The sequence below is a fragment of the Arthrobacter sp. CAL618 genome (genome assembly GCF_000468215.1).
Classification (GTDB): Bacteria; Actinomycetota; Actinomycetes; order Actinomycetales; family Micrococcaceae; genus Arthrobacter_D.
Genome location: NZ_ASZW01000073.1, coordinates 1 through 17,160, shown reverse-complemented (window position 1 = coordinate 17,160; position 17,160 = coordinate 1). Strand labels below are relative to the sequence as shown.

At 61.7% G+C, this 17,160-nt stretch carries 20 protein-coding genes; 9 read left to right on the top strand and 11 right to left on the bottom strand.

The genetic code is table 11. The features are described 5' to 3' along the window. Window positions 1-38: 38 nt before the first annotated feature. Together purB and K728_RS0104600 are read left to right on the top strand one after the other, a co-directional pair. Window positions 39-1,463, top strand: coding sequence for an adenylosuccinate lyase (purB, locus tag K728_RS0104605; protein WP_024476000.1), 1,425 nt, complete (start codon window positions 39-41; stop codon window positions 1,461-1,463). A gap of 98 nt (window positions 1,464-1,561) precedes the next feature. Beyond that, entirely contained in the window at window positions 1,562-2,482 is a 921-nt protein-coding gene (locus tag K728_RS0104600) for an AEC family transporter (RefSeq protein ID WP_019482131.1), read from the top strand. Here the strand turns inward: K728_RS0104600 and K728_RS0104595 are convergent. The 5 genes from K728_RS0104595 to K728_RS0104575 form a co-directional block, all read right to left on the bottom strand. Beyond that, window positions 2,479-3,012, bottom strand: coding sequence for a 2'-5' RNA ligase family protein (locus K728_RS0104595; RefSeq protein WP_024475999.1), 534 nt, complete (start codon window positions 3,010-3,012; stop codon window positions 2,479-2,481). The genes K728_RS0104600 and K728_RS0104595 overlap by 4 nt on opposite strands. Before the next feature lie 8 nt (window positions 3,013-3,020). Continuing rightward, window positions 3,021-3,935: an FHA domain-containing protein gene (locus K728_RS0104590; protein WP_024475998.1), complete on the bottom strand. Its 915-nt coding sequence runs from the start codon at window positions 3,933-3,935 to the stop codon at window positions 3,021-3,023. Window positions 3,936-3,938: 3 nt separating this feature from the next. After that, window positions 3,939-4,190, bottom strand: a complete 252-nt coding sequence (locus K728_RS0104585; RefSeq protein WP_019482128.1) for a hypothetical protein — start codon at window positions 4,188-4,190, stop codon at window positions 3,939-3,941. Between the two features lie 187 nt (window positions 4,191-4,377). Further along, on the bottom strand, window positions 4,378-4,830 hold the full coding sequence (locus tag K728_RS0104580; protein WP_237742085.1) for a phage holin family protein: 453 nt from the start codon (window positions 4,828-4,830) through the stop codon (window positions 4,378-4,380). Window positions 4,831-4,910: 80 nt separating this feature from the next. After that, window positions 4,911-6,377: a cryptochrome/photolyase family protein gene (locus tag K728_RS0104575; protein ID WP_024475996.1), complete on the bottom strand. Its 1,467-nt coding sequence runs from the start codon at window positions 6,375-6,377 to the stop codon at window positions 4,911-4,913. Between the two features lie 93 nt (window positions 6,378-6,470). Here K728_RS0104575 and K728_RS0104570 point away from each other — a divergent pair, with 93 nt between their 5' ends. Next, a complete protein-coding gene (locus tag K728_RS0104570) occupies window positions 6,471-7,526 on the top strand; it encodes a lactonase family protein (protein ID WP_024475995.1) in 1,056 nt (351 codons plus the stop codon). Window positions 7,527-7,647: 121 nt separating this feature from the next. On the opposite strand, the gene K728_RS0104565 is transcribed toward K728_RS0104570, so the two are convergent. Further along, window positions 7,648-8,205: a dihydrofolate reductase family protein gene (locus K728_RS0104565; protein WP_024475994.1), complete on the bottom strand. Its 558-nt coding sequence runs from the start codon at window positions 8,203-8,205 to the stop codon at window positions 7,648-7,650. Between the two features lie 118 nt (window positions 8,206-8,323). Beyond that, entirely contained in the window at window positions 8,324-8,665 is a 342-nt protein-coding gene (locus K728_RS0104560; protein ID WP_156911170.1) for an ArsR/SmtB family transcription factor, read from the bottom strand. Window positions 8,666-8,787: 122 nt separating this feature from the next. Here K728_RS0104560 and arsB point away from each other — a divergent pair, with 122 nt between their 5' ends. The 6 genes from arsB to K728_RS20450 are packed head-to-tail and all read left to right on the top strand — an operon-like array spanning window position 8,788 to window position 13,711. After that, window positions 8,788-9,888 (top strand): ACR3 family arsenite efflux transporter, encoded by a 1,101-nt coding sequence (arsB, locus tag K728_RS0104555; RefSeq protein ID WP_024475992.1) that lies wholly within the window; start codon window positions 8,788-8,790, stop codon window positions 9,886-9,888. Then, entirely contained in the window at window positions 9,881-10,294 is a 414-nt protein-coding gene (locus K728_RS0104550) for an arsenate reductase ArsC (protein ID WP_019482121.1), read from the top strand. The genes arsB and K728_RS0104550 overlap by 8 nt, the downstream gene beginning before the upstream one ends. Beyond that, the gene (locus K728_RS0104545; RefSeq protein ID WP_024475991.1) at window positions 10,291-11,655 is read left to right on the top strand and encodes an NAD(P)-binding domain-containing protein; all 1,365 of its coding nucleotides are present in this window, start codon (window positions 10,291-10,293) and stop codon (window positions 11,653-11,655) included. The genes K728_RS0104550 and K728_RS0104545 overlap by 4 nt, the downstream gene beginning before the upstream one ends. Before the next feature lie 13 nt (window positions 11,656-11,668). Continuing rightward, window positions 11,669-12,319 carry an arsenate-mycothiol transferase ArsC gene (locus tag K728_RS0104540; protein ID WP_443110921.1) on the top strand — a complete coding sequence of 217 codons (651 nt, stop codon included), beginning with the start codon at window positions 11,669-11,671 and terminating at the stop codon, window positions 12,317-12,319. A 40-nt stretch (window positions 12,320-12,359) separates the two neighbouring features. Continuing rightward, complete coding sequence (locus tag K728_RS18410; protein WP_051317609.1) at window positions 12,360-12,692, top strand: ArsR/SmtB family transcription factor; 333 nt, start codon at window positions 12,360-12,362, stop codon at window positions 12,690-12,692. Continuing rightward, window positions 12,689-13,711 carry an arsenate reductase ArsC gene (locus K728_RS20450; protein ID WP_084442816.1) on the top strand — a complete coding sequence of 341 codons (1,023 nt, stop codon included), beginning with the start codon at window positions 12,689-12,691 and terminating at the stop codon, window positions 13,709-13,711. The genes K728_RS18410 and K728_RS20450 overlap by 4 nt, the downstream gene beginning before the upstream one ends. A gap of 1 nt (window position 13,712) precedes the next feature. Here K728_RS20450 and K728_RS0104525 read toward each other — a convergent pair whose 3' ends face one another. The 4 genes from K728_RS0104525 to pstC all read right to left on the bottom strand — a co-directional run. After that, the gene (locus K728_RS0104525) at window positions 13,713-14,324 is read right to left on the bottom strand and encodes a winged helix-turn-helix domain-containing protein (protein WP_193353914.1); all 612 of its coding nucleotides are present in this window, start codon (window positions 14,322-14,324) and stop codon (window positions 13,713-13,715) included. Between the two features lie 143 nt (window positions 14,325-14,467). Further along, the gene (pstB, locus tag K728_RS0104520; protein ID WP_443110920.1) at window positions 14,468-15,358 is read right to left on the bottom strand and encodes a phosphate ABC transporter ATP-binding protein PstB; all 891 of its coding nucleotides are present in this window, start codon (window positions 15,356-15,358) and stop codon (window positions 14,468-14,470) included. Window positions 15,359-15,360: 2 nt separating this feature from the next. Continuing rightward, window positions 15,361-16,263 carry a phosphate ABC transporter permease PstA gene (pstA, locus tag K728_RS0104515; RefSeq protein ID WP_024475986.1) on the bottom strand — a complete coding sequence of 301 codons (903 nt, stop codon included), beginning with the start codon at window positions 16,261-16,263 and terminating at the stop codon, window positions 15,361-15,363. Then, a partial coding sequence (gene pstC, locus K728_RS0104510; RefSeq protein WP_024475985.1) for a phosphate ABC transporter permease subunit PstC occupies window positions 16,263-17,160 on the bottom strand: 898 nt, incomplete at its 5' end. The genes pstC and pstA, both read right to left, overlap by 1 nt.

The following is a 17,160-nucleotide window of genomic DNA, read 5'->3' as shown; positions in this document are numbered from 1 at the left end:
GACAGCAGGCACCCTCCAGATCGTGAAATGATCTGGGTATGGCTGATACTTCCCGAGTAAACCTCGCATCGACTTCAACCCAGTCGGGCGTTCCGCTGGCTCTCGGCCCGCTGGACGGTCGGTACAGCGGTGCCGTGGCGGCCCTGGTCGACTATCTCTCAGAGGCAGCATTGAACCGGGACCGCGTCCATGTGGAGGTGGAGTGGTTGATCCACCTCACCCGCAATGCCGTCCTGCCGGGAACCGCACCCCTGACGTCCGATCAGGAGGCGGCACTCCGGGAGATCGTGACCGGTTTCGACGGAGAATCGGTCGCCGAGCTCGCCGAACTGGAACGGGTGACAGTCCACGATGTCAAAGCGGTGGAGTACTTCATTGGACGCCGGCTCCCCGAGATCGGAATATCGGCCCTCAAACCTCTGGTCCACTTCGGCTGCACCTCGGAGGACATCAACAACCTTTCCTACGCCGTGGGAATCAAGGGTGCCGTCGAGAACGTCTGGCTACCCGCCGCCCGGGCCCTGACTGCCCAGATCTCTGAAATGGCACGCGAGTCGGCAGCCGTACCCATGCTCTCGCGCACCCACGGTCAACCAGCAACTCCGACCACGCTGGGCAAGGAGCTCGCCGTCGTCGCGCACCGGTTGGACCGCCAGCTCAAACGGATCGAACGCACTGAGTACCTTGGCAAGATCAACGGTGCGACCGGCACCTTCGCCGCCCACTACGCCTCCGTTCCCGGTGCCGATTGGCAGCGGGTGTCACGGGATTTCGTCGAGGGGCTGGGGCTGACCTGGAACCCGCTGACCACCCAGATTGAATCCCACGACTGGCAGGCTGAGCTCTACGCGGATGTGGCTCGTTTCAACAGGATCCTGCACAACTTCTGCACCGATGTGTGGAGCTACATTTCGATCGGGTATTTCGCCCAGGTTCCGGTGGAAGGCGCCACCGGGTCCTCCACGATGCCGCACAAGGTGAACCCGATCCGATTCGAGAACGCCGAAGCGAACCTCGAAATCTCCTGTTCCCTGTTGGACGTACTGGGGGCCACCCTGGTCACCTCACGGTGGCAACGTGACCTCACCGACTCATCCTCGCAGCGGAACATTGGTGTCGCGTTCGGTCACTCGCTGTTGGCACTGTCGAATGTGGCGAAGGGCCTGGAGCGGCTCGACGTCGCTGGTCCAGTGCTGGCCGCTGATCTCGACTCCAACTGGGAAGTACTCGGTGAAGCCGTTCAGATGGTCATGCGGGCCGAGGGCATCGCCGGTGTCCCGGGTATGGATGACCCCTACGAGCGCCTGAAGGAGCTGACCCGTGGACAGCGTGTCGATGGCGCCCGGATGCAGGAGTTCGTTTCCGGCCTGGGGCTTTCAGCCGAGGCGGAGACCCGACTGATGGCATTGACTCCCGCCACCTACACGGGGATCGCTGAACAGCTCGTCGGCCACCTCAGGTAGTACCGACCGAACGACCCCCACAGCGACGGGACGGATGCACCCCGAGGCCCCGGGTCTCATCCGAACTTTCCCCATCATCAACTGCGGTCGGAGGGCCTTTGAGCGGCGTACTGGCGGGCTTCGCGATAGTCGGAGCGGTGATCCTGGCGGGCTATATTGCTGCCCGCCTGCGGATCGGTGGGCCCGAGACCGTAAAGGCTCTCACCCAGACGGCCTTTTTCATCACCAATCCGGCCCTGCTGTTCACCATTCTCGCGGACGCTGACCTTACGTCGGTCCTGTCCGCCTACCTGCCAATCGCGCTCATCACTGCCGTGGTCGCGGCGCTCCTGTATGTAGTGGTGAGCCGGATCTGGTTCCGGCGCCCAGCGGCCGAAACAGTCATCGGTGCGATGGCAGGCTCCTACGTCAACGCCAATAACATCGGCATCCCGATCGCTGTCTACGCGCTGGGCAACGCGACGGCCGTCGCCCCGGTGTTGCTGGTGCAGTTGCTTCTGTTGACTCCGCTCTATCTCACCATTCTTGACCTCTCCTCGGGACGGAAGCCCTCGGTCAAAAACGTTCTGACCCAGCCATTTCGCAACCCGATGATCGTTGCCTCATTCATTGGTTTGGCCGTCGGATGGGCTGACCTCGACGTGCCCCAACTGATCTGGGAACCGCTGGCGCTGCTGGGCGGGGCGGCGGTTCCGCTCGTACTGTTGGCGTTCGGCATGTCGCTGCGGGGGAGCCGCCCGCTGCGTGCCAGCGAGGGCCGCACCGAGGTCATCGTGGCGACCCTCATTAAAACCTTCGTCATGCCCGCGACTGCCTACCTGCTCAGCAACTTCCTGTTTCAGCTGGATGATGAGCTGGTGTTTGGCGCGGTGGTCATGGCCGCCCTGCCCGCCGCCCAGAACGTGTTCCTGTTCGCTGGCCGATACAACCGCGGAATCACTGTCGCGAGGGACGTCATCCTGATTTCGTCGATGCTGTCGGTGCCAGCCCTGATTGTGATTGCCTGGTTGTTGACCTAGCCGCTTGTCGCGTTGGTGAGATGAGCCAGTGAGGTGATGGTCTTGGCCTGGCTGTCCCAGCGCCGTGCCTCCACCACGCTGCCCTCGGGCATGGGTGCGCCGACGACGTCGAGCGCTGCTGCCAGCTGCTCTCCCGGCACCGCGTTCGCGAGCGTAATGTGCGGGATCCACCTGCCGGGCAGCGAGGTGTGCGCCGCGCCAGCCACCGCACCGGCGTCGTGCACTCCGCGATGGAGCATCAGCAGTTCGGCGGTGCAGATCACCTGCCGTGCCAGCACGTAGCCCTTCCGCCCGGCGTTGAACAGCAACATCCCACCGCAGGTGAACGCCAGGGGCAGGTTCAGACCTGCCCCTGTTTGCTCATCCCGATTGCCGGTGATGGCTGGTGCGGCTACGAGGGTGATGTGCGGACGGTTATGTGGAGAACGGTGGGAAGCCCTGCTGGGCAGTCCAGCCGCCTGAAGCGCCTCCCACTCGCGCAGGATGAATTGCTCGGATCCCTCATCGAGCAGCAGTTCAATGCTGTCCACCGAGCGGTTTAGCGCGGCCGGCGGCGGAAGTCCCCGACGCCTTCTGAGCCGTCACCCTCGGTCCTGCCGGTGCGCGGATCGAACTGCGGTCGCTGGTATGCCAGTTCCCCTCCGCTGCGCCCGCCGAATGGCCGCCCATGATCGGCGTACTCCTCACGGAAATAGGCGAGGCACCACTGACCCAGTTGGATGCGCGCCCCGGTCCGGAGCACCGACGGCCCCGAGGGGTTGACGCTGCCGCTGACCGGTCCATGCGGGATGAGTACGTACTCGTCGGCGTCGTTGTGCACCACTTCGGCGTGCACGGCGTCCAGGCCGGGCAATACCAGATCGACACCGTCTCCGCTGCCGATCGTGGTGGACACCGGCCCCAGGTTGAACTCCCGTGGCACCTGCCCATTCCAGGTCGCTGAATCCTGGACGAAGATCAGCCGGGCACGCCCGCTGCCGGGCGTGTGGTGGGTGGTGGTCACCCGCCGACGGATCTTCCGGTTCACCGTGGGCACGAGGGGAAACGGGGTCGACGGCGGCAGCAGGTTGGTGGCGTCGGACTTCCCTGAGGCCCGCACGCTTTTGGCCATGGGTTTGAGTGCGCTGAGGGATCCCAGCCGGATGTGGGGTGACCGGGTCAGGAGCCGCTGCGCCCGCGAGACCTTGACGGCGCCGAGGCTTACGAGGTTCCCCTTGGGGCCGGACACCGATACGGCAACGCCCTGGTCAGCGAACGCTTTGGCCAACTCCCGGACGGCGTCGAGGCTGGGAAGGGTAGACCCGCCAAAAGCCTCGGGCGTATCGAGATACACCTCGACGGTCGATCCGTCCGCCTTGACGGTCCCGTTGATCGTTGAGGGGGAGCGGTCCGGCGTTGCTGGTTCGGTCACCGAAAATTCGAGATCGATCTCCAACCGGATCTTTGCGGTCATGGCTCAGCTGCGGTGGGTGTCTGAGCCCGCTGCATCGTTGTCACTGGTTGTGACCCGCAACGTTCCGTTCAGCTTCCATGTGGCGCGAGGGGCGTCGGGACCAATATCCCGGGGTACCTCGACGGTCATGTCGATGAAGCTGTAATTTACGGCTGCGCCCTTGCCGGTGAGGTACGTCCACATTTCCTCGGCAAGATCTGCCCAGTCCCGGATGTTGTGGTGGTCCTGGCTGGCGGGGGAAATGTTTTCGGTCATGAGTGATTCCTTCGTTGGAGCGTGCACTATGACAGACGCCCTCTACCCGTCTGACGCTAACAATCCAACCTTAGTACGACACCCCGAGCGGCAACACCCCCCCAAAATCCAATAGCTCACCAAGCTACTGACCACAGTCTGCACTTCCCGCGTTTCCCCTGAAATCGCGACATCACCGGTCATTCCGCTATTGAGTTTCAGCTTTGCGCCGTGCGCTCCTGTTCTTGAGAAAGATCGCTCCGAGGATCCAGCCTCCTAGCGCGGTGACAATCCACACGATCAGAGTTGCGAGCACCCAGGCGGAGACACCTCGAATCTCCAGCCCTCCCTGAAAGAAGGAGGCGACGAAAAGGGCGATCAGCGTGGTCACCAGCCCTATCCCACCCAGGATGGGCGACGCGTACTGTCGCGCGACGTTGAAAACAAATGGCCCCAGGATGCCCTGCGCGAAGGCAAATACCAGAGTGGCGACGATGAAACCCGCAAGCTGCAGAGTCACCCCGGGGACAAGCCACGCAGCCAGAAGTAGACCGATGGCCGCAGTAATCAAATTGATGACGACATGGAACAGAAACCGGATCATGAGCATTTCACTTTCTCTCGGGCTTCTTACCCGCTTCGGTGAGGCCCATCCTGCCATCAAGGTCTCCTTCAGGGCTCACCCGTATCGGGTGGTCTCGTCACGACGCGTGCGCTATGCAGCCCGCGGCGGTGATGCGCCTATTTGCCCTGCAACCACCGTGCTGCCTCGTTCTGCAGGCGCACCTTCTTGTCGTCGTCGAATTTGTCATAGAGGCTGACCATCATGGAGGACCGTGGATTCCGGCTGAACATTTCGCGGTGATCATTCACGAACTGCCAGTAGAGCGCATCCCAGCTGTCCTGCCACGGGCCCGGTGGAAAATTGCTCATCTTCTTCAGGTAATTGCTGCCGCTCACGTAAGGCTTGGTCGTGATCATGTTGCCGGCCGCGAACTGGCTCATCGCGTAAACGTTCGGGACCATCACCCAGTCGTAGGCGTCGATGAACATCGCCATGAACCATTCGTAGACGTCGTCCGGGTGCATCCGCAACAGGGCCATTGCGTTGCCGAGCACCATCAGTCGCTCAATGTGATGCGCGTAGCTGGTGGCGTCAACTCGCTTGATGACCACGTCGACCGGCTCCAGCCCGGTCTCCCCGGTCCACCAGCCGTCGTCGAGGCGACGCTCAAACCCGAGGGTATTGATGGTGCGCATTTCACGGCCACGCAGCAGGTAGGAGGCGCGCATGTATTCGCGCCACCCGATGACCTGACGGATGAAGCCCTCGACGCTGGCAATTGGTGTGTCATGCCGCGCGGCATGATCCAGGGTCACGTCAACCACTTCCAGGGGGCTGAGCAGACCCAGGTTCAGGCTTGAGCTCAGCACCGAATGGAACAGGAAGGAATCAGGGGCCGAGATGGCGTCCTCATAGGGGCCGAACTTCGTGAACCGGTCATTCAAGAACGCTTCCAGGGCAGCGGCCGCTTCCTGGTGGGTGACCGGCCAGTTGAACCCGCCAGCGGCTCCTGGGTTGTCGGGGAATTCCTGAGCCACCCACTCCAGCGCACTCAGCACCTCATCCGAACGGTCAAACACGGGAAGGTCCGGCAGCGTCATCCCTTTCGGAAGCTTCTTGCGGTTCTCCGAGTCGAAGCTCCACCGCCCACCAATCGGGCTGCCATCGGGCTCGACCAGGATGCCCAACCGGCGGCGCTGCCACTCGTAGAAGTTCTGCATGCGCCAACCGTTGGCCCTGAAGTAGCCGCCGATGTCTTCACTACTGAGCAGGAAACCGGGGCTGGTTTCGATCTGAGCAGGCAGGCCAAGGTCACTCAGGGTCGTGGCGAGCCGCTGGTTCAGCCAGTCGTCCACAACTTCGTAGTAGGTACACCGTGTGGCGCCAAGTTCGCCCAGAAGGGCGCCCAGCCGGTCCTGACTCGCCTGGGTTGCTGACGTTTCGAGGTAATCCACAGCGTGACCTGAATCTTTCAGGCGTTGCGCAAAAAGGCGCATGCTCGCCCGGTGCAGGACCAGTTTCTGCTGGTGGAAGCGGTATTGGCGGAAGAACAGGTCGTCTTCAACCAGAATGAAACGGCGCGACGAGGGGGCCTCCAGGTGCTCTTCGAAGAGCTGGTGGGGGAATACCAACTGAACGTGCATTGCAACTCCTTCGTCCCGCCTGACATGCGTCTGCACCGCTGCAATGCTCGCACATCCGGGGAGTCCTGCGGCTCGGTTGCTAGGCTGAGCCATATGACTCGATTCGCCGTACATGTTGCCTGCGCCGACGGCCGGAGCATCGATACTTTCCAGCTGGACACAGCCTCCGGAACGTTGGCGACCGGCCAGTCCTTGCCGCTGGGCGTGAAGGTTCAATGCCTCGCGATACACCCCTCCAGCCGAGTGCTCTACGCCGCTCTCGCCACTTCCCCGCCCTCGGTCACCGCGTTATCCATCGACTCAAGCTCAGGCAGCCTCGCCACGGCTCATAACGCCGCTCTGATTGCCGGGATGGCCTATCTGGGTGTCGACCCATCGGGCAGCCACCTGCTGGGCGCGTCCTATACTGACCACCTGGTCAGTGTGATGAAGCTCGACGGCGACGGCAGGATGCTGCCGGACACTGCCACCTCCGAGGCTCCCGGGGCCCACGCCCACGCCGTCGTCACGAGCCCCGATGGTCGGTTTGCCTACGCCACCGCCCTGGGTGATGACCTCATTGCCTGGTGGGCATTGGACTCGGCCACGGGCACGCTGACTGATCACGGCCAGATTGCCACCCCTGCCGGGAGCGGCCCGCGTCATCTCCGCTTCTCACCGTCGGGCGCGACGCTCTTCGCGCTCCACGAAATGTCCGGGGAGATCGCGGCGTTCGCCCGGGACCCCGAGTCTGGCGCCTTGACCGAGCAGCAGCGGATCTCCTCGATTTCCCCCTCACTGAATCTGGTGCCCGGACGGGTCCGGGACGGGTCCGGGCCCGAACCGGCAGCCAACGCCATCTGGTGCGCTGAGCTGCAGGTGTCCCCCGATGGTCGCTTCCTGTACAGCACCGAGCGCACCAGCAGCACCATCGCCGTCGTCGCCGTGGCACCCGATGGCACGCTCTCGCTGGTCGACACCACACCCACGCAGTCCCAGCCTCGCGGGATGAACATCGACCCTAGCGGTGAATTTCTGCTGGCATGCGGGGAGGCCTCGGACGGAATGACCTTGTACGCGATCGACCCGCAGAGCGGGCTGCTGCACGACCGCGGAAGCCATGGCTGCTCCCCGGGGCCGCGGTGGATCGAGTTCTCCCCGCTGGACTAGCTCCTTCTCGGCCCAGAAAAGTGCTGGACCCGCAGCTTCGTGGTGGCGACACCACTTGGGTGCGGCCCGGCCACTTTTCTGAGTCCGTGCCGGGTGTTTTTGAACCGTGCCGGGCCGATACTCACGATGTGCTGCCTGCTGGACCGTTCACCCGGTAACGGGACTGGACGGCACCGCCGGTCAGGACTTTGGTCTCCTCGTGGGTCAACTGGATGTCGGCGGGAACTGAGCCGAAGAGGGGCTTACCGTCACCGATCAGCACCGGCACCCGAGTGAGCGTCAAAGTGGAAATGAGGCCCTCCGCCAGGAACGTCCGCACCGTTCTGCCGCCGTCGACGTAGACATGCCGGGCGCCGCCGTCGTCGAGCCTCGCCAGTGCCTCGGTGAGGGAACGCACCACCTCGATCCGGGGATCGTCGGACTCAAGGGTGGTGCTGAGCACCAGAACTTTGGTGTCACCGTAGGGCCACTCGCCGAAGGAATTGACGATGTCATAGGTGCTGCGGCCCATCACCATGTGATCGACCAGTTGCATGAAGTCCGAGAACCCTGCCTCCTCCGGATCTGCAGCGTCGCTGGGGCTACCGGTAAGCCAGTCGAGGTCGTCATCTGTGCGGGCGATCATCCCGTCGACGCTCATTCCGATAAAGACGTGCCCCTGCCACTTTCCTCTTTGCATCAGCTGCTCCCGTCGTCAGTTGTCCGGCAGTTTAGTCCTGTCGGCGTTTCACCGTTCCACGACAAAGCGAGCAGGACCTATTGACAGCCACGCCGGGCAGACGGGGAATAGCTCCGCTCTAAGGACGGCTAGTGAGCACTCCCGCGAGGCTGTCCAGCGCCCCCGGCACGAGCGAATAGTAGGCCCACACACCGCGCTTCTCCCGCGTCAGGACGCCGGCATCCACAAGGATCTTCAGGTGATGCGACACGGTCGACTGCCCAAGTTTCAACGGCTCGGTAATATCGCAGACGCACGCCTCGGCGTTCTCGCTTGAGGAGATGATCGACACCATCCGCAGCCGGTTGGGATCAGCGATCGCCTTGAACTGGGCAGCCAACGACGACGCCGTCTCCTCCGACATTGCAGGCTCACCCGTGGGTGTGCAGCAGGCGGTGAGCGCCTCCGGCGTTGTGCTCATGGCTGTAGTCATCCATCTATTATGCACTGACATTGACATTCGTCGATGTCCTGGGAAATACTTCAGGCATCGAAGACCATCGATCCATGCGACCGTCATTCACCACAGTTCAACGGAGCCCCTTGAGTACTCACACCCTTCCCGCCGAAGAAACGGCCGGCAAACTGTCCACCCTCGATCGGCTGCTTCCGGTGTGGATCATCGCCGCCATGGTGGTGGGCATAGCGCTCGGCCAGTTCATCCCCGGCATGGCCGGTGCCCTGGATTCGCTGGCTGTCGGCTCAGTGTCCCTGCCCATCGCCCTCGGCCTCCTGGTGATGATGTATCCGGTGCTGGCAAAGGTTCGCTACGACCAAACCGGCGCCGTGATCAAGGACCGGAAGCTCATGATCACTTCCCTGGTGATCAACTGGGTCGCAGCCCCCGCCTTCATGTTCATCCTGGCCTGGGTCTTCGTCCCCGATCTGCCCGAGTACCGCACCGGCCTGATTATTGTCGGCCTGGCCCGCTGTATCGCCATGGTGATGATCTGGAACGACCTCGCCTGCGGTGACCGTGAGGCGGCGGCCGTTCTCGTCGCCATCAACTCGGTCTTCCAGGTCTTCGCGTTCGGAGCACTGGGCTGGTTCTACCTGCAGGGGCTGCCGAGCCTGCTTGGCCTGCCAACCACCAGCGCAGACTTTTCCTTCTGGGCCATCACCATCAGCGTCCTCATCTTCCTCGGAATACCACTGCTGGCCGGATTCCTGACCCGCACCATCGGCGAACGCACCAAAGGCCGCGACTGGTACGAAGGGAAGTTCCTCCCCAAGCTTGGACCGTGGGCACTCTACGGTCTCCTGTTCACCATCGTGATCCTCTTCGCCCTCCAGGGCGATGAGATCCTCGCCCGGCCGCTCGACGTCGCCCGTATTGCCTTGCCCCTCCTGATCTACTTCCTGGTGGTCTTCGCAGCAGGAATGGTGATCGGCAAGCTCCTGAACCTTGGCTACGCCAAAACCACCACCCTCGCCTTCACCGCCGCTGGCAACAACTTCGAGTTGGCCATCGCCGTCGCCATTGGCACCTACGGGGTCACCAGCGGTCAGGCCCTCGCCGGCGTCGTCGGACCCTTGATTGAAGTTCCAGTTCTTGTTGCACTGGTCTATGTGGCCCTGTGGACGCGGAAGCGCTTCTTCTCCACCGACTCCCTGACACCATCAAAGGAAACCTCTCATGTCTGATTCATCGACAAAACCCTCAGTCCTCTTCGTCTGCGTCCACAATGCCGGACGGTCACAGATGGCGGCTGCCTTCCTGACCACACTTTCCGAAGGCCGGATTGAGGTCCGATCGGCAGGCTCGCAGCCAGCCGATTCCATCAACCCGTCCGCAGTCGAGGCCATGCGTGAACTGGGCATCGACATGTCAGCCGAGATCCCCAAGGTCCTGACCGACGACGCCGTCAAGGACTCCGATGTAGTGATCACCATGGGCTGCGGCGACGAATGCCCTTATTTCCCCGGGAAACGGTATGAAGACTGGGTACTGGAAGACCCGGCGGGTAAGGGCGTCGAATCGGTTCGCCCCATCCGCGACACCATCAAGGGCCGCGTCGAAGCGCTGATCGCAGAGCTGATCCCCGCATGAGCGGACTCCCAGTCGTCATCATCGGCGCCGGACCGATCGGTCTCGCCGCTGCGGCTCACCTGTTGGAGCGCGGACTGACCCCCCTCATCTTCGAGGCCGGCACGACGCCGGGCGCAGCCATCAGCGACTGGGGCCACATCCGCTTATTCTCACCGTGGCAGTTCAACGTCGACGCCGCCGCCCGACGCCTGCTGGAGCCCACCGGCTGGACCTCGCCGCGGGGAACGGCGCTGCCCTACGGGTCCGAACTGGTCGCCGACTACGTGGCGCCGCTCGCCGCCGTCCCGGCCATCGCCGAGGCACTGCACCTGAACTCCCGCGTCGTCGCCGTGACCCGTCAGGGCATGGACAAAACCCGCACCAAGGGCCGCGACACCCAGCCGTTCCTGGTTCGCGTGCAAGGCCCTTACGGGGTCGAGGATCATCTTGCTCACGCCGTCATCGATGCGTCCGGCACCTGGGACCAACCCAACCCTCTCGGCCAGAGTGGACTCCCCGCCCATGGGGAGGCAGAGGCGGCACGGTTCATCACGCACCCCCTCCCCGACGTCACAGGGTCCGAGCGGGCACAGTTCGAAGGCAAACGGGTCATGGTGGTCGGTGCCGGTCATTCCGCAGCGAACACCCTGATCGCATTGGGACAGGTGGCCCGGGCATCCGAGTCCACCACCCTCATCTGGGCAGTCCGCGGCACCGGCTCCGCTGAACGGCTCTACGGGGGCGGCGACCTTGACGGCCTCCCAGCCCGCGGCCAGCTCGGCTCCCGGCTGCGCAAACTGGTCGACGACGGCGTAGTGGAGCTCAAAACGAACTTCACCATCAGCAGCTTCTCAACCGGTGACACCCTGACTGTCCACACCATCGATGACTCAGTCGAGGTGGATCTGCTGATTCCAGCGACCGGCTTCCGGCCAGATCTCGGCATCCTCCGCGAACTTCGTCTGGAATTGGACCCAGCGGTCGAGGCACCGCGCGCATTGGGGCCACTGATTGATCCCGAGTTCCACAGCTGCGGAACGGTCCCCGCTCACGGCGCCAAGGAGCTCGCCCACCCCGACAAGGACTTCTATCTGGTCGGGATGAAAAGCTACGGCCGTGCTCCCACCTTCCTGCTGGCTACCGGCTACGAGCAGGTGCGGTCAGTGGTCGCAGCAATCGCAGGAGATACGGCAGCCTCAGCGGATGTCCAACTGGAACTGCCGGAAACGGGAGTGTGCAGCACCGACCTGGGGGGCTCCTGTGATGCCCCCGCCCCCGCTGCTGAAGCAGCGGCAGACAGCTGCTGCAGCACACCGCAGCTCGTGACCGTAGGAGTTCCTACTGGAACGGCGCACGGCCGCTCCAACGATCCTGACTACTGACCGCCAAGGAGCAATGATGTCCACCAAGCCCGACCCGATGCCCGGATTGATCAACGACGAACACGTCCTACACCGGATTAGCGGTGAACTGGCTGGCAGGTTTGATGGCGTCTTCACCCCGGAGATGGTGGATCGGTACGTCTTCGAGTCCTACACAGCTCTCGCCCGCACGGCAAAGATCAAGACCTATCTCGCCTCCATCACCAAGCACTTCGCTGAGGACCGACTCAACGCCCTCGCCCATTCCCAGGGCATTCGTCCCAGCGGAAAAGCCGAGGTGCTGTTCGTCTGTGTGCAGAATGCCGGACGCTCACAAATGGCGGCTGGGCTGCTCAGACATTACGGAGAAGGTCGGATCAATGTCCGTTCCGCGGGATCCATGCCCGCCGAACAGCTCAACGTCAACGTGGTCAATTCCATGAAGGAACTCGGTATAGATCTCGGTGCCGACTTCCCCAAGCCCCTCACCGATGACGTGGTGCGTGCGGCCGACGTCGTCATTACCATGGGCTGCGGCGATACCTGCCCGATCTACCCGGGAAAACGCTACGAGGACTGGCACGTTGAGGACCCCGCTGATCTCGATGCGGCAGGTGTTGAACGGGTACGGAACGACCTGGACGTGCGGGTCCGCAAACTGGCCGACGAACTGTTGGACCAGTAGCAAAGCGGGGTGGTGGCATGAACGCATTAGACTTCGTTCTATGTCCGAAGCCTCAGGCCACAGCCACGATGTGGGAAACGAAATCCCCCGTGGTCCGCTGGACAGGGCGTCGGCGGAAGTTCTGGCACGCACCCTTCGCGCCCTCGCCGACCCCACCCGAATCCAGTTGCTGAGCATGATTATTGGAAGCACGGGAGGCAGGGTGTCGGTAAAGGAGCTCGTCGACCAGCTGAATTTCAGCCAGCCGACCATCAGCCATCATTTACGGATCATGTATGACGAGGGGATTCTGGACAGGGAGCAAAGCGGCCGAAAGGTCTGGTATTCCATTGCGAGTGCATACCGCACCTCGATCTCGGACCTGCTGCGATGACCTCGGATCAGTTGTCCTCGCGTGCTATTGCGAAGCCGCTGGATGATCATTCAGCCACCGAGCTGGCCTACCAGCTCTCGGCTGTGGCAGATCCGGTAAGGCTCCGGGTGCTGAGCCTGCTCGCCGTCAGCAGCGATCACCACTACCGTCCGGAAGGCCTGAGCCAGGACCTCGACCTCGAGTCAGACGTCACTGAAGATGCCCTGGATCGCCTGGTCCGCGCAGGCTTGGTCGAACACTCGTCTGCGGGGACGCTCGCGCCGTCGGCAGATGCCTGGATCCGATTCGGCAGACTATTGACCAAACCTTCCACTGCTGCACAGCCCTCCATCGAATTGAGCTCCTATGACAGGAGGCTGATCGCCGCTGGAACCTTGATCGCTTCTCGTGGGTCCGACCAGGAGATATTGCCGGACATCATCGTCAGGATCGCCGACCAACTCAGCCATCGGTTCGCCGCCAATTTCTCGCATGACACCGTGTACCGCTACGTCGGTGATACGTACCTTCTCCTCCAAGAACGGGCCAAGGTAAAAAGATTCCTGCCCTCGTTGACCAGCCGGTTCGCTACCGACCGGTTGACGGCTCTCGCATCCGCCCGAGGATTAACGCTTCACCGGGTGCCAGAAATTTTGTTCGTCTGTGTACGGAACGGCGGGCGGTCGCAAATTGCCGCGAGTATCCTCAAACAGCTGGCAGGGGACCGGCTCAACGTTCGTTCGGCAGGGTCAACCCCCGGGGAAGGCGTCGACCCGACAGTCGTCAGGCTCCTCGATGAAATTGGCATCTCGGTGGCCGGGGAGTACCCAAAACCCTTGACCGACGAAATAGTTCAGGCGTCCGACTTTGTGATCACTATGGGTTGCGGCGATGCCTGCCCTGTGTATCCTGGTCGACGCTATCTGGACTGGGCAATCGAGGACCCGCTCGGATTGACCGACGATCAAGTACGCCAGATTCGTGATGAAATCTACGACCGGGTCAAGTCCTTACTGCCAGAACTTGTCACCCCTCGGTAAATCAGAGAGCCATGCGGTATCCGACTCCTCGTACCGTTTCAATAAAGGATTGTCCGAACGATGATGCGAGCGCGAGCTTCTTACGCGTCCGCATGATGGCCAGCCTGGACCGGGTTTCCCCGCCTGGTCCGCCATCCTGGCAATGTGATGTAATCTCGTCCACGCCTACTACTCGAGGCGACTCGGCCATCAGGTAGCGCAAAACCTCGAATTCCTTCGGAGCCAAGTGCACCGGATTACCTTCAACGGTCACCCGCAACGACTGAGGATTCAGGTGCAACGGACCTGAGCTCAGCTCATTCCCTGAACCGCTTGCAAGCACACCCAGCTGACCGATCGCTGCTGCAATCCGCTCCGCAGTGGACGGCAATGGGATTAACCCGCGCGCGCCGCCTTCCAATGCGCGGAAACCCAGAATCTGGCTGGCTTCAGTGGCCAGGATGCCGACTAAAACAGGGATTCCCGCCAATTCCGACGCCGCATGGACGAACCTATCGAGCGGTACCCCCTCCATGTCCGTGGGCGCAATCACCACTTGCGGATTGTTGGCTCCGATACCCAAGAGGGCGCTGGCTCCGTCGTCGTACTGATGAATCTCGATGCCCTGACGCATGAGTGACAGTTCATCGTTGGCGTAGGAAACGGAGGCCGACCTCACCGAGACAACATGGCAGGGCCACCGGGTGATCGCGCCCATGGACGGCCCAGTCCTTTCCACCCTACGTATCCTGCTCTCAACTCGTTCGGCCACCGCACTCATCCGAACCGGCCGGAGATGTAATCTTCGGTTCGCTGATCATCCGGATCCTCAAAGATCTTTGTGGTCTTGCCGTATTCGACCAGGACGCCGGTACGGTCCCCACTGCCTTCGGCCGCGAGCGCCGTGAAGAAGGCTGTCCGATCGGCAACGCGGGCCGCCTGCTGCATGTTGTGGGTGACAATCACGATCGTGTAGTCCTTCCGCAACTCATGCATCAGGTCCTCGATACGAGTGGTGGCGATCGGGTCAAGCGCCGAACATGGCTCATCCATCAGGATTACATCGGGCTGGACAGCTATGGTCCGCGCAATACATAGACGCTGCTGCTGGCCGCCGGACAATCCGAACGCCGATTGCTTCAGCTTGTCCTTCACTTCGCCCCAGAGAGCTGCTTTGGTGAGAGCTTCCTCCACTAGGTCGTTCATGCTCTCGACCCTCATGCCAGTGACGCGGGGGCCGTACGCGATGTTGTCATAGATCGATTTCGGGAACGGATTGGGCTTCTGGAACACCATTCCGATCCGCCGGCGCACTTCAATCGCGTCGATCCCTGGCGCGTACATGTCCACGCCACGGAAGGACACGGTTCCTTCGACCCGTGCTCCTTCGACCAGATCGTTCATCCGGTTCAAGGTCCGCAGCAGAGTTGACTTCCCGCAACCCGAAGGGCCGATCAATGCGGTGATTTCGTTCAGCCCGAACTTCAGGTTCACATCGGTGACGGCTCTGAATTTCCCGTAGTAGACATTGACGTCATCGCAGGTAAGCAATGCATCCGGTTGGTCCGGTAAATTATCGTTCTTTTGGGAGCTACGGAAATGCACAGGAACACCTTGCTGTTCCGACTTGCCCCCAGGCTCGACCGTCATATTCGTTGATTCAGTCATGTTTACCACCGTGTCTGGAAGCGATTGCGGATGAAAATTGCCAAGCCGTTCATGATCAGGAGGAGCCCGAGCAACAGGATGCTGGTGGCTGCGGCGAGTTCCTGGAATCCTGCCTGAGGCCTGCTGGTCCAGTCAAAGATCTGGATAGGCATAGTGGTGTAGCCGCTCATGAGCCCGTTCGGGTCGAAGCTGAGGAAGACCAGCGCGCCGAGCACGAGCAGCGGAGCTGCTTCGCCAAGCGCACGAGATAGAGCCAGGATTGAACCAGTGGCGATGCCTGGCACCGAGGCGGGAAGGATTTGCCGCCAGACAGTCTGCCATTTGGTGGCCCCGAGCGCCATCGACCCCTGTCGGATCTCCAGCGGCACCGATCTGATGGCCTCACGGGTCGAGATAATAATCACCGGCAGGATCAGCAGACTCAGAGCCAGCGCACCAGCTATCACAATGTTCTTGTTCTGCACACCGATGAGAGCGAGAAAAGCCAAGGCGAGAAGTCCGTAAACGATCGCGGGGACCGCTGCGAGATTTTGCACGTTCAATTCAATGATCCGGTTGTACCACTTGCGTTTGTCAGCGAACTCTTCCAGGTGAATAGCGGCTGCGACGCCCAGTGGCAGCGTCATCACGGCGGTAGTTCCAATCACCCAGGCGGAACCCAGGATGGCTGGTCTCGCACCGGTGCGGTCAGGATCGGACGCGGGATATTCGGTGAACAGGCCAGTAGTGAACCTTCCAGCCCCATCAAGAAAAGTGGTGATGATGAGAATAATGAGGAAGAGGAAAGAAAACGTGATGCAGGCCCAGAGGAGGATAAGGAAAATCAGTGCAGTTGGACTTCTTTCACCGCTGAACTTGCTTTGGCGATGACCCAGCGGTTTGACGACGTCGGCTATTGATCTCATCAGTACTCCTCCCGGAACTTGCGGACAAGGCGGATGCTGATGAAGTTCACCAGCAGGGTGATCAGGAACAGCAGGAGTCCAACAGCAAACAGTGTGTCGTATTCGAGGGATCCGACCCTGGAGTCGCCAAGGGCCGCGTTTGCAATGAACCCCGTCATCGTTTGCCCCTGTTCGAGCGGATTGTTAACAATCCGTGCCTGGTTGCCAGCAGCCAGCGCGACAATCATGGTTTCGCCGATCGCCCGGGATACGCCGAGCACAATTGCTGCGACAATCCCCGACAGGGCAGCCGGGAAGACTACCCGAATGCTCGTCTGCATCCGGTTCGCTCCCAGTGCTGCGGAACCTTGCCTTAGCGCTGATGGCACAGCGCTCATGGCGTCCTCGGAAATCGAGGCAATTGTGGGGACGATCATCACGCCCATGACCACTCCTGCAGCGAGTACGCTAAAAGCCCCTGTTTCAAGGTTGAGCCACTCCCTGAAGACGGTCGCCTGAACAAAAGTCAGTGCAAAGTAGCCGTATACAACTGTCGGTACACCGGCCAGAATCTCAAGAATTGGTTTGAGAACCTTGCGGACACCCGGCTTGGCGTATTCGGACAGGAGGACAGCCGCTCCCAGCCCAAGCGGGACTGCGACGACTAAGGCAATTGCGGTGGTCCAAGCCGTCGCTGAAATAAGTGGGAGAACACCGAACGAATCATCGGCGAAGCGTGGTGCCCAGCGGTCCCCGAAGAGAAAGTTGGTGAGCGGAACTTCGCGGAAGAACCCAAGCGACGGTATCAGGAGGGCAAACACGATGCCGATCGTCGTGATAACCGTGAGGATTGCTGCAAGGCGAAGAACGCCGAGTATTACTGCCTCGCCGTAGCGCTTCTTGCCCTGAAACTGGGCC

Bases quoted from the DNA above. Each gene is read 5' to 3' on its own strand.
- K728_RS0104590 (WP_024475998.1), bottom strand. From the start codon at position 3,935: ATGACCGCAAAGATCCGGTTGGAGATCGATCTCGAATTTTCGGTGACC.
- K728_RS0104545 (WP_024475991.1), top strand. From the start codon at position 10,291: ATGAGCGGACTCCCAGTCGTCATCATCGGCGCCGGACCGATCGGTCTC.
- K728_RS0104575 (WP_024475996.1), bottom strand. From the start codon at position 6,377: ATGCACGTTCAGTTGGTATTCCCCCACCAGCTCTTCGAAGAGCACCTG.
- K728_RS0104565 (WP_024475994.1), bottom strand. From the start codon at position 8,205: ATGCAAAGAGGAAAGTGGCAGGGGCACGTCTTTATCGGAATGAGCGTC.
- K728_RS0104550 (WP_019482121.1), top strand. From the start codon at position 9,881: ATGTCTGATTCATCGACAAAACCCTCAGTCCTCTTCGTCTGCGTCCAC.
- K728_RS0104585 (WP_019482128.1), bottom strand. From the start codon at position 4,190: ATGACCGAAAACATTTCCCCCGCCAGCCAGGACCACCACAACATCCGG.
- K728_RS0104560 (WP_156911170.1), bottom strand. From the start codon at position 8,665: ATGAGCACAACGCCGGAGGCGCTCACCGCCTGCTGCACACCCACGGGT.
- K728_RS0104570 (WP_024475995.1), top strand. From the start codon at position 6,471: ATGACTCGATTCGCCGTACATGTTGCCTGCGCCGACGGCCGGAGCATC.
- pstB (WP_443110920.1), bottom strand. From the start codon at position 15,358: ATGACTGAATCAACGAATATGACGGTCGAGCCTGGGGGCAAGTCGGAA.
- K728_RS20450 (WP_084442816.1), top strand. From the start codon at position 12,689: ATGACCTCGGATCAGTTGTCCTCGCGTGCTATTGCGAAGCCGCTGGAT.
- K728_RS18410 (WP_051317609.1), top strand. From the start codon at position 12,360: ATGTCCGAAGCCTCAGGCCACAGCCACGATGTGGGAAACGAAATCCCC.
- K728_RS0104580 (WP_237742085.1), bottom strand. From the start codon at position 4,830: ATGGCAGGATGGGCCTCACCGAAGCGGGTAAGAAGCCCGAGAGAAAGT.
- K728_RS0104525 (WP_193353914.1), bottom strand. From the start codon at position 14,324: ATGCGTCAGGGCATCGAGATTCATCAGTACGACGACGGAGCCAGCGCC.
- K728_RS0104540 (WP_443110921.1), top strand. From the start codon at position 11,669: ATGATGTCCACCAAGCCCGACCCGATGCCCGGATTGATCAACGACGAA.
- purB (WP_024476000.1), top strand. From the start codon at position 39: ATGGCTGATACTTCCCGAGTAAACCTCGCATCGACTTCAACCCAGTCG.
- pstA (WP_024475986.1), bottom strand. From the start codon at position 16,263: ATGAGATCAATAGCCGACGTCGTCAAACCGCTGGGTCATCGCCAAAGC.